12 protein-coding genes are annotated in these 13154 nt (G+C 67.2%); 5 read left to right on the forward strand and 7 right to left on the reverse strand.

The features are described from left to right. The first annotated feature begins 79 nt into the window (after positions 1 to 79). The 3 genes from BCL79_RS18075 to BCL79_RS18085 all read left to right on the forward strand — a co-directional run bounded on the left by BCL79_RS18075 (position 80) and on the right by BCL79_RS18085 (position 3146). Positions 80 to 1075: an aldo/keto reductase gene (locus BCL79_RS18075; RefSeq protein WP_121043702.1), complete on the forward strand. Its 996-nt coding sequence runs from the start codon at positions 80 to 82 to the stop codon at positions 1073 to 1075. 101 nt (positions 1076 to 1176) lie between these two features. Beyond that, a complete protein-coding gene (locus tag BCL79_RS18080; protein ID WP_121043705.1) occupies positions 1177 to 1587 on the forward strand; it encodes a hypothetical protein in 411 nt (136 codons plus the stop codon). Positions 1588 to 1733: 146 nt separating this feature from the next. Continuing rightward, the gene (locus BCL79_RS18085; RefSeq protein WP_121043708.1) at positions 1734 to 3146 is read left to right on the forward strand and encodes an amino acid permease; all 1413 of its coding nucleotides are present in this window, start codon (positions 1734 to 1736) and stop codon (positions 3144 to 3146) included. A gap of 125 nt (positions 3147 to 3271) precedes the next feature. On the opposite strand, the gene BCL79_RS18090 is transcribed toward BCL79_RS18085, so the two are convergent. Then, entirely contained in the window at positions 3272 to 4522 is a 1251-nt protein-coding gene (locus BCL79_RS18090) for a dipeptidase (RefSeq protein ID WP_121043711.1), read from the reverse strand. 162 nt (positions 4523 to 4684) lie between these two features. Further along, a complete protein-coding gene (locus BCL79_RS18095; RefSeq protein ID WP_121043714.1) occupies positions 4685 to 5854 on the reverse strand; it encodes a class I SAM-dependent rRNA methyltransferase in 1170 nt (389 codons plus the stop codon). 414 nt (positions 5855 to 6268) lie between these two features. Between BCL79_RS18095 and BCL79_RS18100 the strand changes: the two genes are divergently transcribed. Together BCL79_RS18100 and BCL79_RS18105 are read left to right on the forward strand one after the other, a co-directional pair. Beyond that, entirely contained in the window at positions 6269 to 7228 is a 960-nt protein-coding gene (locus BCL79_RS18100; protein ID WP_070474178.1) for a TerC family protein, read from the forward strand. 97 nt (positions 7229 to 7325) lie between these two features. After that, entirely contained in the window at positions 7326 to 8108 is a 783-nt protein-coding gene (locus tag BCL79_RS18105; RefSeq protein WP_121043717.1) for a rhomboid family intramembrane serine protease, read from the forward strand. A 34-nt stretch (positions 8109 to 8142) separates the two neighbouring features. On the opposite strand, the gene BCL79_RS18110 is transcribed toward BCL79_RS18105, so the two are convergent. The 5 genes from BCL79_RS18110 to rpmH form a co-directional block, all read right to left on the reverse strand. Then, on the reverse strand, positions 8143 to 9204 hold the full coding sequence (locus BCL79_RS18110) for a glycerophosphodiester phosphodiesterase (protein ID WP_121044019.1): 1062 nt from the start codon (positions 9202 to 9204) through the stop codon (positions 8143 to 8145). Between the two features lie 135 nt (positions 9205 to 9339). Then, positions 9340 to 10683: a tRNA uridine-5-carboxymethylaminomethyl(34) synthesis GTPase MnmE gene (gene mnmE / locus BCL79_RS18115; protein WP_121043719.1), complete on the reverse strand. Its 1344-nt coding sequence runs from the start codon at positions 10681 to 10683 to the stop codon at positions 9340 to 9342. A 108-nt stretch (positions 10684 to 10791) separates the two neighbouring features. Continuing rightward, positions 10792 to 12489, reverse strand: coding sequence for a membrane protein insertase YidC (yidC, locus tag BCL79_RS18120; protein WP_121043722.1), 1698 nt, complete (start codon positions 12487 to 12489; stop codon positions 10792 to 10794). After that, complete coding sequence (gene rnpA, locus BCL79_RS18125; protein ID WP_121043725.1) at positions 12489 to 12980, reverse strand: ribonuclease P protein component; 492 nt, start codon at positions 12978 to 12980, stop codon at positions 12489 to 12491. The genes yidC and rnpA overlap by 1 nt, the downstream gene beginning before the upstream one ends. A gap of 5 nt (positions 12981 to 12985) precedes the next feature. After that, on the reverse strand, positions 12986 to 13126 hold the full coding sequence (rpmH, locus tag BCL79_RS18130; protein ID WP_006404565.1) for a 50S ribosomal protein L34: 141 nt from the start codon (positions 13124 to 13126) through the stop codon (positions 12986 to 12988). Between the last annotated feature and the right edge of the window lie 28 nt (positions 13127 to 13154).

A 13154-nucleotide genomic window follows, 5' to 3' on the forward strand; every position in this document is an offset into this window, starting at 1 on the left:
CGATGCAGGAGCAGCCAGTTTATCCACATAGTCCGCAGGAGGATGCTGGTCCTGTTCCTTCCCTTCCCCGGAGTACCGCATGCAGACCCGCACCCTTGGCCGTGATGGCCCCACCGTTTCCGCGCTCGGCCTGGGCTGCATGGGCATGAGCGCGTTCTATGGCGGCCGCGGCAGCGATGCCGACGCGATCGCGGTCATCCACCGCGCGCTGGAGCGCGGCGTCACCCTGCTCGACACCGCCGACATGTACGGCCCGCACACCAACGAGGTGCTGGTCGGCAAGGCGATCGCCGGCCGCCGCGACCAGGTGTTCCTCGCCACCAAGTTCGGGATCAAGCTGGAGCCGAGCGACACCGCCACGCGCAGCGTCGATGGCCGCCCGGAGTACGTGATCGCCGCCTGCGAGGCCAGCTTGCAGCGGTTGGGCGTGGACCACATCGACCTGTACTACCAGCACCGCGTGGACGGCACGGTGCCGATCGAGGACACCGTGGGGGCGATGGCGCGGCTGGTCGAACAGGGCAAGGTGCGCTTCCTGGGCCTGTCCGAAGCCTCGGCCGGCACGATCCGCCGCGCCCATGCGGTGCATCCGATCACCGCGGTGCAGACCGAGTACTCGCTGTGGTCGCGCGATCCGGAAGACAACGGTGTGCTGGCGACGGTGCGCGAGCTCGGCATCGGGTTCGTGCCCTACTCGCCGCTGGGCCGTGGCTTCCTGACCGGCGCGATCCGCAGCCCGGCCGATTTCGACGCCGACGACTACCGCCGCCAATCGCCGCGCTTCCAGGGCGAGAACTTCGACCGCAACCTGGGCCTGGTCGACGCGGTCACCGCGATGGCCAAGACCCAGGGCGTGAGCCCCGGGCAGCTGGCCCTGGCCTGGGTGCTGGCGCAGGGCGAAGACCTGGTGCCGATCCCGGGCACCAAGCGGCTGGCCTATCTGGAAGAAAACCTCGGCGCGCTCCAGGTGCAGCTCAGCGCCGACGCGCTGGCCCGGATCGATGCGATCTTCCCGGCGCATGCCGCCGCCGGCCCGCGCTATGCCCCTGCGGCCATGGCGACGTTGAACCGCTGACGCCCACCGGCCGGATCAGGATGCTCGATCCGGCTGATGCTGCCGGCAGCGCGCGCGCGGGAGGACAATGGCCCTCTTTCTGTCTGGATGAACCCTGCCCCATGCGCTGGCTCGCCCCGCTGTTGCTGCTGCTGGCCATCGCGCCGGCGCACGCCGATGACATCCGCTGCCTGACCGGCGGCAGCCGCCAGCAGATCCACCTCGAATGGAAACTCCCCGAGGGCACCGCGGACGGTGAGCGGGTCAGCCATGTGCGTTACGCCGGCAAGACCGCGTGGCTGCGGCTGACCCTGGCCTCGCAGGAGAGCACGGTGCTGGCCGAAGACCGCCCGTGGCAGTTCGACACGGTGTGGGACGAGCACCTGGACGGCAAGGTCATTGGCCACTACGCGATCAGCACCCAAGGCGCGCGCATCTATGGCTTCTCCTACACCAACGCGCGCACCGGCCAGCAGACCGCCTTCGGCGAAGACTTCGAGGCGATCACCGACACCGGCTGCCACTGGGAATGAGCGTCCGGCCTTTGTGCCGGTTTCGTCACCTTCGCCTCAGTCATGCGGGCCGTGCAGCCGCTTACGACGCTTGGCAGTAGTAATGCTGCGCCGCGTTCGGTAAAACTCGCAGACTTGTCGTTCACAGTCATCCACCGCGAGGCCCCATGTCATTGCTCCGGCGCAAGTCCCTAGACACCGTCACCGTCCATGAAGCCGGCAGGCAACTGATCCCGACCCTGAGTTGGCCGCACCTGATCGCGCTGGGCATCGGCGCGATCGTCGGCACCGGCATCTACACCCTGATCGGTGTCGGCGCGAACCTGGCCGGCCCCGCGGTGCTGATTTCCTTTGCCATCGCCGGCGCGGTCTGCGCCTGCGCGGCCCTGTCCTACGCCGAACTGGCCACGATGATGCCGGCCGCCGGCAGCGCCTACACCTACAGCTACACCGCCCTGGGCGAGGTGGTGGCCTGGGTGGTCGGCTGGAGCCTGATCCTGGAGTACTCGCTGGTGGTGAGTACGGTCGCGGTCGGGTGGTCCGGCTACGCGGTCGGCTTCCTGCACGGCTTCGGGATCGACCTGCCCTTGATGCTGACCGCCGGCCCTCACGTGGAAGGCGGCTTCATCAACCTGCCGGCGGTGCTGATCACTTTCCTGGTGGCCGGCATGCTGATGGCCGGCACCAAGGAAAGCGCGACCCTCAACGCAGTCCTGGTGGTGATCAAGATCATCGCGCTGACCGTGTTCGTGGCGATCGCCCTGCCGCACTTCGATACCGGCCACATGGAGCCGTTCATGCCGTTCGGCTTCGTCAAGTCGCTGGGCGCCGATGGCGTGGAACGCGGGGTGATGGCGGCCGCCGCGATCATCTTCTTTGCGTTCTACGGCTTCGATGCGATCTCCACCGCCGCTGAAGAAACCAAGAAGCCCGAGCGCGACCTGGCAATCGGCATCATCGGCTCGATGGTCGGTTGCACCATCATCTACGTGCTGGTGGCGCTGGCCGCCGTGGGTGCGATGAGCTACACGATCTTCGGCCAGAGCGCCGAGCCGCTGGCGCTGATCCTGCGCGAGCTGGGCAGCCCGGGTGCGGCCAAGTGGATCGGCGCAGCGGCGGTGATCGCGCTGCCGACCGTGCTGCTGGCCTTCCTGTACGGCCAGAGCCGCATCTTCTTCGTCATGTCGCGCGATGGCCTGCTGCCGCGTGGTCTGTCCAAGGTCAGCGCGCGCACCGGCACGCCGGTCGCCACCACGCTGTTCACCGCGGTGCTGGTTGCTGCGCTGGCCGGCGTGGCACGTCTGGATGAGATCGCTGCGCTGGCCAACGCCGGCACGCTGGCCGCGTTCACCGCGGTGGGCCTGTGCCTGGTGGTGCTGCGCAAGCGCGAACCCAACCGCGTGCGCAAGTTCCGCACGCCGCTGGCCTACGTGGTCGGCCCGCTGGCGGTGATCGGCTGCGTGTACCTGTTCTTCAGCCTGCCGAGCACCACGCAGTTGTACTTCCTGGCGTGGAACGTTCTGGGCCTGATCGCCTACTTCGCCTACGGGCGTCGCAATGCGGTGCTGGGCAAGCGCTGAGCGATCGCGCCGGCCACCGGGCCGGCGATGACCGGGTGTGAGAAAGGCAGGCCTTGGGCCTGCCTTTTTCTTTGCGGGCGCTGGTGACGCCGCCCTGCCGGGCAGCGCGCGACGCGCCACTGGCCTCAGGGCTTCGCGGCGGCAACTTTGGCCGCGTGATCCTGTGCCTGCTGCATGACGCGCAGCAGGTTGCCGCCCCAGATGCCGGCGATCTGTTTCTCGCTGTAGCCCTTGCGCAGCAGCCACGCGGTGATCTTCGGCAGCTGGCTCACGTCGGGCAGATCGGCCAGGCCACCGCCGCCATCCCAGTCCAGCCCGATGCCCACGTGTTCGGGGCCGACCACGTTGAGGATGTGCTCGACGTGGGCGAAGAAATCGTCGAGCGTGGCCTTGCGCAGCGCAATGCGCCGGTCGATCTCCTCCAGCCCCTTCTTCAGCGCGACACCCTGCTGGATGCTCATGCCGTCGTAATCGGTGCCCAGCTGCGCCATCAGCGCCGTTTCGGCCGCCTTGCGCGCCTCGCTCTTGGCGGTGTCGATCAGATAACCACCATAGGCGTTGACCTGGATCACGCCGCCGGCCTTGGCCAGCCGCTTCAGGCGCACATCGTCGAGGTTGCGCGGATGGTTGTAGATCGCCTTGGCCGAGCTGTGCGAGAGCACGAACGGCACCGGCATGCGCTCGATCAGATCATCGAACACCGCATCGGAGGCATGCGACTGATCGATGACGATGCCCAGCCGCACCGCCTCATCCACCAGCGCCTTGCCGGCCGGACTCAGGCCCTTCCACTCGGCGCCTTTGGGATCGGTGGCCGAATCGGCGAACTCGTTGTTGGCGAAGTGCACCGTGCTGAGCAGGCGCAGGCCGGCCAGGTGGTAGTAACTGAGCAGCGTGGGATCGTCGACCAGCGGGCTGGCGTTCTCCATGCTGATGTAGACCACGCGCTTGCCGGCGGCCTTGATGCGCGCGGCATCGGCGGCGGTCAGTGCGAGCTGGAAGGTGTCCGGATGCGCGGCGAGCATCTCGCGGATCTCGGTCAGCCGCAGCAGGCCGGCATCACGATCATGCTGGTGCGCCTGCGCGCTGCGGTCGCCCTGGTCGGTGTAGATCGCCCAGAAGCCGCCGTCGAGCGCGCCTTCGACCATGCGCGGGTAGTCCACCTGCGACAGCGCGTTGTGGTCGTGCCGCTGGGTGATGTCGAAGCCGTCGCGGTGGAAGTTGGCCGGTGTATCCAGATGGCTGTCCAGCGTCAGCAGCCGCTGCTGCAACGCGGACGCCTTGGCCAGTTCCTGCGGGGTGAACGCGATGGCGTGGGTGGCCAGCGGCGTGCACAACGCCAGCGAGACCAGCAAAGACAGACTGCGCAACGTCATGACGCCTCACCTTGGTTGGGAAGCGTCAGACCATAGCGCCGAGAGGACAACAAACGGTAGTGCCGGCCGCTGGCCGGCTCCCCGCGACAATCGGAGACCAGGAGGAGCCGGCCAGCGGCCGGCACTACCCGATGCCTAACGTGGCCGGAATTCCGGTGCGGATCAATCCACCACGCGGCAGAACACGGCCTTGAGATACCGCGATTCCTGCACGTGGGCCATGAACGGGTGATCCGGACCTGCGCCGGCCACCTTCAGGATCTGGATGGTGCGGCCGGCGTAGAACGCGGCGCGGCGCAGCATGTCCAGGAACTGGTCTTCGGCCACCAGGCCGGTGCACGAGAACGTGGCGAGCAGGCCACCGGGCTTGACCACCCCCAGCGCCAGCTTGTTCATGTCCAGGTACTTCTTCAGCGCGGTGATGACCTGGTCGCGGTCGCGGGTCATCTTGGCCGGATCGAGGATCACCACGTCGAACTTCTCGCCGCGGTTGGATGCATCGCGCAGCCACGGGAAGATGTCGGACTGGATGAACTTCGGGCGCACGTTGTTGAGCTTGGCGTTGCCCTTGGCGATGGCGATCACGTCTTCATCGATGTCGATACCGACCACCTCGGCCGCACCGCGCGCGGCGGCATACACCGCAAAACCACCGGTGTTGCAGCACAGGTCCAGCACGGTCTTGCCTTCCACCTGCTGGCTCAGCCACTGGCGGTTCTCACGCTGGTCGGCGAAGAAGCCGGTCTTGTGCGCACCGGCCGGGTCGGCGCGGAACTTCACGCCGTACTCGGTGATCACCGAGGCTTCGGTGGTGGTGTTGCCGTGGAAGTCGAAGCTTTCCTGCTTCTGCACGTGTTCGTCGGCGAAGCTGTGGAAACGGCAGCCCGGGAACTGTTCGCGCAGGGCTTCATACACCCACTCGCGGTGGCGGAACATGCCGGCGGCGAAGAATTCGACCACGACCAGATCGCCGTAGCGGTCCACCACTAGGCCGGAGAGACCGTCACCTTCGCTGTGGACCACGCGCCAGGCATCGGAGATCTCGTCCAGCTTGAGCACCTCACGGCGCAGCGACACCGCCTGGGCGATCTTGCGCGAGAACCAGCCGGCGTCGACCGGGATGGCCTGATCGGTCTCCAGGATGCGCACGGCAATGCGCGAATGACCGTTGTAGAAGCCACGCCCGATCCACTCCCCGTCCACGCCGACGACGTCGACGATGGCACCGGGTTTGGGACGGACGGCCGGCTTTTCGACCAGTTTCTGGAAGATCCACGGGTGGCTGGAGCGCCAGGCGTTCTTGAGGCGGACAACGGGGGCAGGGGTATTCATGGGCGTATTGTAAACAGGAAGCCTGCAGCCCTCGGCGCTGGGAGCGACGCCGCTGGCGCTCTGGTAGTGACGGCCGCTGGCCGTCAGCGCGGTAAACCCGGCCGCTACGTGGTTGACGGCCAGCGGCCGTCACTACCGGTTGGGGCATTGGGTTCAGCAGCACCGGGGCATGGAAAGGATTTGACGCCGGCCCCGGCACCCCGCAGAATCGGCCTCAGAAGGGGAGTAGCTCCCAGACGTTGTCGCCGTCAATTCGAGCCCGCAGGCTCCGGTGCAACGGCAGTCCCACCCATCGGGACTGCGAGCGAGACCTTCGCCGTATGGCGAAGCTCTGTCCCTGGATCCCCCCGATCCTCCGTTGCAGATCCTCGCCATCCGGCTTGAGGCACTCTATTTTTCCAACGGATAAACCCAATGCAGACGATCGGTAATGTGTGGTTGTGGGGCGGCTTCGGCGCGGTGGTGATCATCGCGCTGCTGGTCGACCTCGTCTTGATGCGACACGGCGGCCCACACAAGGTCACCTTCAAGGAAGCCCTGTGGTGGTCCATCGGCTGGGTTGCCCTCGCCCTGGCCTTCAACGGTGGCCTCTGGTACTACCTGAACGAGACTGCGGGCCAAGTGGTGGCCAACAAGGTCGGCCTGGAGTTCCTGACCGGTTACCTGGTCGAGAAAGCCCTGGCCGTGGACAACATCTTCGTGTTCCTGATGATCATGGGCTACTTCGCGGTGCCCGAGGAACAGCGCCAGAAGGTGCTGATCATCGGCATCCTGGGCGCGATCGTGCTGCGTACCATCATGATCTTCGCCGGCAGCGTGCTGCTGACCAAGTTCCACTGGCTGCTCTATGTGTTCGGCGCGTTCCTGCTCTTCACCGGCTGGAAGATGTGGTTCTCGGCCGGCAGCGAGCCGGATCTTGAGACCAACCCCGCCCTGCGCTGGATGCGCAAGCACCTGCGCCTGCTGCCCGACTATGCCGGCAACGCGATGAGCGTCATGCGCGATGGCAAGCGCTGGTTCACGCCGCTGTTCGTGGTGCTGATCCTGATCGCGGTGACCGACGTGATCTTCGCGGTGGACAGCATCCCGGCGATCTTCGCGATCACCACCGACCCGTTCATCGTGCTGACCTCCAACGTCTTCGCGGTGCTGGGCCTGCGCGCGATGTTCTTCCTGCTGGCCGGCATGGCCGATCGCTTCCACCTGCTGCCGTACGGCCTGGCCCTGGTGCTGGCCTTCATCGGCATCAAGATGATGCTGATCGACCTCTTCAAGATCCCCACCCCGATCTCGCTGGGTGTGGTGGCGGTGATCATCGCCGCGACCGTGGTGCTGAGCCTGAAGAATCCGCCGAAGGAAGGCGGCCACGCCTGACCGACCGTGCCGCCTGCGGGATTGTCCCGCAGGCGGTACCTCTCTCTCCCACGACGTTGCCCTTGTGTTCATCCGGGGCGACGCCATCCCTGAGGGTATGAACGCCAACCTGCCCCAGCCCACCGGCGCGCCGCCGGTTCCGTCCCGCAACGACCGTGGTGGTGTACTGCGGGCGTTCAACCTGAGCCTGGCCTTCGTGCTGCTGCTGGTCGCGGTGTATACCGCCCAGGGCCATGTCGACTGGCGTCCGTGGGCGGTTGCCCCGCTGGACAAGGCCGGCCTGCTCGGCATTCTCGGTGCCCCGCTGCTGCACGGCTCGATCCAGCATCTGGGCGCCAATGCGGCGGCCCTGCTGATCCTCGGCACCTTGGCCGGCAGCGTCTATCCCAAAGCCACCGTGCGCGCGCTGCCCCTGTTGTGGGTCGGCTCGGGGCTCGGTGCCTGGCTGCTCGGCGATCTGGGCAGCCGCCATCTGGGCGCCAGTGGCATCACCCACGGCCTGATGTTCCTGGTGTTCGTGCTCGGCCTGCTGCGCCGCGACCGGCCAGCGATCGCGGCCGGGCTGATCGCCTTCCTGTTCTACGGCAGCATGCTGCTGACCATCCTGCCGCACGAGCCGGGCGTGTCCTGGCAATCGCATATGGGCGGTGCCTTCGCCGGCATCATCAGCGCGCTGCTGTTCCGCCTCTCCGACCCGATGGCGCCGCGCAAGCGCTACAGCTGGGAGGACGAGGAAGAGGATGACATCGAGGCAGCGCGCGATGCCGATCTGGAGCCGCCCTCCCCGACCGGCGTGCCGGTGCTGTGGCAACCGCGCGAGGGCCGCGACTTCGTGGTGCTGCCGTTCCGGCGGCGCGATGAAGGGTCATCGCTGGACTGACCGGCAACGCATCTGATGGCGTGGCTCTACACGCTCAGGGATTGGCTGCGGTCGTGCCATCCCCATCCCCATCCACCGCACGCCGGCCCAGCGCCGGGTCATCGGTGAAGAACGCATCGATGCCGGTGGCCAGGTAGGCCCGCATCTCGGCCACCGAGCCTTCGGCATTGCGGGCATTCGGCTCGCCGCTGCGGAACTCCGCGGCCAGGAAGGAGTTCTCCGGCCGGAACGTATACGGCACCACCATCAACCCGGCTGCATGTGCATCGCGCACCAGCGAGGTCGGGGTGCCCAGCTTCCCCTGCGCATCCAGTGGAATGACCATGCGCAGGCTCGGGCCGATGCCGTCGGCGTAGGTCGCCACATCGCGCAGTCCCGCCGGGGTGATCAGGTCGGCATAGCGCTGGCTGCCCTTGGCCGCGAGTACGTCACCGGGCTGCTGCTTGGAATCGCCGAGCAACTGCAGCAGGCGGATGTTGCTGTCGCGGCCGAGCTTGCCGCGCAGGTACCGCAGGTTGCCGACCTCGAAGGACTGGATCGTCACCGGCGCCACGCGCGTGTAGGCGTTGCCCTGCAGCGCGGCGACCACCTTGTCTTCCATCGGCAGGCCGATGCTCCTGAAGTAGGTGCCGTGCTTGATCTCCGGTACCAGCCCGATGCCGCGGTTGGCGCGGCCGGCCTGCTGCACCAGGAAGGCGATGATCTCATCCAGCGTGGCGATGCGGAACTGGCCGTCGAAGGCGGTGCTGCGCAGCTGTGGCAGGCGCTCGCGGGCGTACAGCGTCTTCAGCTCGGCCAGGGTGAAGTCTTCGGTGAACCAGCCTTCGATGCGCTCGCCGTCGATGCTCTTGACGGTCCTGCGGCTGGCGAACTCCGGGTGCGCGGCCACATCGGTGGTGCCGCCGATCTCGTTCTCGTGGCGCGATACCAGCACGCCGTCCTTGGTCATCACCAGGTCCGGCTCGATGTAGTCGGCGCCATCGGCGATGGCCTGCGCGTACGCGGCGAGCGTGTGCTCGGGCAGCAGCGCACTGGCACCGCGGTGGCCGTAGACGGCGGCCTTGGCCGGCGTGGAGGAAGACGATTCAGCGCTCATGGCCACCGATGGTGCCACGGCCAGCGACACCAGCAACACACATCCCCACAACTGCTTGGACACTGCAAATCCCTGTCGATAAAGATCACGGTCAGTCTGCTGCAAGGGTGTGACAGCGCGAAGAAAGGCCTCCGCCTACTTCCCGATACAGAAGCTCGAGAAAATCCGCCCCAACAGGTCATCGGCGCTCATCCGTCCGGTGATCTCGCCCAGCGCCTCATGGGCCAGGCGCAGCTCCTCCGCCGCCAGCTCCAGGTGCTCGTGGACCAGCTCCGATTCGGCGCGTTCGGCATGGCCGATCGCCTGGCCGATCGCCTCCACATGGCGGGCACGCGCGGAGAACTCACCGTCCACGCTGTCGCCGGCACTGCCGCTGGCCAGCGCGCGCAGGCGTGCGTGCAGTTGATCCAGCCCGAGGCCGGTCGCGGCCGAGACATGTACCACGTCCGCAGGAGCGTCGGACGGCATCGCGGCCAGCAGATCGCTCTTGTTGTGGATCCACAGCTGCTGCGGCACGTCCGCGATGCTGTCGCCCACTGCGTCGCGGCCGGCCTGCGGCTCGCGCGCATCGACCACCACGATGGCCAGGTCGGTGCGCTGCATCTCCGCGCGCGCCCGGCGCATGCCTTCGCGCTCGATCGCATCGCCGCCTTCGCGCAGACCGGCGGTGTCGACCAGGGTCAGTTCCAGGCCATCGATGCGGATGGTCTCGCGCAGGGTGTCGCGGGTGGTCCCGGCGATGTCGGTGACGATCGCCCGCTCGCTGCCGGCCAGTGCATTGAGCAGCGAACTCTTGCCGGCATTCGGCGGCCCGACCAGGACGGCATGCAGACCGTCGCGCAGTTTGCGCCCGCGTTCGGCATCCTCGCGGAGCCGGATCAACGCCTGCAGCGCGGTGACCAGGCCACTGCGGACCTGCGCGCCGCCAAGGGTGTCGAGCGGTTCGTCGGCGAAGTCGATCGCCGCCTCCACGTGGATCCGCAGCAGAACAAGCTGTTCTGCGACCTCGTCCACGCGGCGCGAGAAGACCCCGTCCAGCGAGCGGCGTGCCGCGCGCGCTGCGCGGGTATCGCTGGCGGCAATCAGATCGGCAATCGCCTCGGCCTGGGCCAGGTCGAGCTTGCCGTTGAGGAAGGCCCGCTCGCTGAACTCACCCGGCCGCGCCTGCCGAGCCCCCAGTGCGATGCAGCGCGCGACCAGTTGCTGGAGCACCACCGGGCTGCCATGCCCCTGCAGTTCCACCACTTCTTCGCCGGTGAAGCTGTTCGGCGCCGGGAACCACAGCGCGATGCCGTCGTCGATCACCTCGCCGGCCGCATCGCGCAAGCGCGCGTAATGCGCGTGCCGCGGCTGCATCGCGCGCACGCCGATCGCCTCGGCGATGGGCCGCGCCTGCGGGCCGGACAGCCGCAGCATGCCGACGCCGCCCGCGCCGGGCGCGGTCGCGATGGCCACGATGGTGTCGGGGGCATGGGTCATGTCGGGCTCACTGCAGCGTGCGGGGAATCAGGGGGCATTCTACGGACCGCACGGTTGGCCGGGCCGCAGATGCAGGAAACCCGCCTTGCGGCGGGTCTCCTGTGTGGCTTACTTCTTGGCGGTGACGACCGGCAGCGGATCGCTGCCATGACGCTTGGTCATCCACCACTGCTGGAGCAGGCCCAGGCCACCGTTGACGACCCAGTACAGCACCAGACCGGACGGCATGAAGGCCATCATGACGCCGAACACCAGCGGCATCAGCTGCATCATCTTGGCCTGCATCGGGTCCATGCCCGGCGCCGGGGTCAGCTTCTGGGTGGCCCACATCACCGCCACGTTGATCACCGGCAGGATGAAGTACGGGTCACGTGCGGTCAGATCCTGGATCCAGCCCAGCCACGGGGCCTGGCGCAGTTCCACCGATTCCACCAGCACCCAGTACAGCGCGAAGAAGATCGGCATCTGGATGAGGATCGGCAGACAGCCGCCCATCGGGTTGATCTTCTCTTTCTTGTACAGCTCCATCATCGCGGTCTGGAACTTCTGGCGGTCATCGCCATAGCGTTCCTTGAGCTGCGCGATGCGCGGCTGGAAGCGACGCATCTTGGCACCGGACTTGTACTGCACGGCCGAGAGCGGATACAGCACCAGCTTCAGCAGCACCACCAGGCCGACGATCGCCCAGCCCCAGTTGTTGACGACCTTGTGGACCTGGTTGAGGACCCAGAACAGGCCCTGGCCGATGATCGCCATCAGCGAGAAGCGGCTGTAGTCGACCACGCGGTCCAGGCCCTTCACGTCTTCCTTGGCGATCAGGTTGACCAGCTTCGGGCCGACCCACAGGCGGGCTTCGGTGCTGACCTGCTGGCCCGGGGCCACGGTGAAGGCCGGGCCACGCGCTTCGATCTGGTCGCGGCCGTTGTTCTGCGCCAGCGAGTACTGCGCGGCCTGGTCGGCCTGCGGAATCCACGCGGTGAAGAAGTGGTGCTGCAGCATCGCCAGCCAGCCGCCGGTGATGGTGCGATTGAGATGGCCGTCGTCCAGGTAATCCTTGAACGCGCGGCGCTCGTACCCGTCCTGCGGGCTGAACCAGGTCGCGCCGTTGAAGCTGAACGAGTCCGGGTTGGTCATGCTGCGCGAGAGGATGGTCGGGGTGCGGTCCAGGGTGCGGAACACGTAGCCGCTCCACGGGGCGCTGCCGCCGTTGACCACTTCATCCTTCACCGTGATCGCGTACTCATTGCGACCCAGCGAGTAGGTGCGGCGGATGGTCACGCCGTTCGGGCCGGTCCATTCGAACGGCACCGTGACCTCGTCCTGGCCCTTGGCCAGCACGAAGTCGTGGTTCTCACCGACCAGCTTGAAGCCGTTGGCGGCCGGCACCGGCATGGTCTTGTCTTCGCTGATCCAGCCACTCACCGCGCGGTACGGGTGGGTCGCCTCTTCGGTCAGCAGGCGGACCGGCGGGCTGCCTTCTTCCTTGGTCTGCGGGAACTGCAGCAGCTCGGCATCCAGCACCGTGCCACCGTCCAGCACCAGACGCAGCACGTCGGTGGTGATGGTCACGCGGGCCGGACCGGCCTCGGTCTGCGCGGCCGGCTGTGCCGCCGGCAGGGAGCCGTCAGCCTGGGGCACGGGCGCACCGGGGATGCTCCCGGCAGCCGCACCCGGCACGCTGGCCTGGGTGGTCTGGGTGGCCACGGCCGGGGTCGGCGGCGCGGCTTTATCGCGGCCCCACTCCATCCACAGCAACACGGCCACCATCAGCCAGGCAAAAATCAGGAAAACGCGGGTCTGGTTCATCAGCGTGCAGGCTCGACGGGGCCGGCACGCAATGCCGGCTCGGACTGGGAAAGGGGTGCAACGCCCAGGGGCGGCGGCATTGTGCCGTCCGCGCCCGGCATGGGCAATGCGCCAAGGCGGCGCAGCAGGCGTTCAAAGGCCTGGCGGATATCTGAATTGCTGGCGGTACGGGCGGCACTGCGGGCAACGACGACGTAATCGCCGGCACTCATCCACGGCCGTACGTGGCGTGTGGCATCGCGCAACACACGCTTCACTCGGTTGCGACCCACGGCTCGGGGATCGACTTTGCGCGACACGGCAAGACCCAACCTGGCTGGCGTATCGCTCTTCAGCCAGTGCAGGGTCATCAGCGGATCGGACACACGGCGGGCGCCGTTGAAGACCGTTGTATATTCGGCACGCGTACGAACCCGCGCAGAGCGAGGAAATCGCTTGCGCGGGTCGGAACTGCTCACAGTCAGGATTGCGTCTGCCGCGGAAAGCGGCATTGCAATCAAGCGCTCAGGACTTTACGGCCCTTGGCGCGGCGACGCGACAGGATCTTGCGGCCGTCAGCGGTCTTCATACGGGCACGGAAGCCATGGTCGCGCTTACGCTTGAGGTTGCTGGGTTGGAAAGTGCGCTTGGTGGCCATGCGGGCCTCTATATGAAGGGGACGGAAA

The organism is Stenotrophomonas rhizophila, assembly GCF_003651185.1.
Lineage (GTDB): Bacteria > Pseudomonadota > Gammaproteobacteria > Xanthomonadales > Xanthomonadaceae > Stenotrophomonas > Stenotrophomonas maltophilia_Z.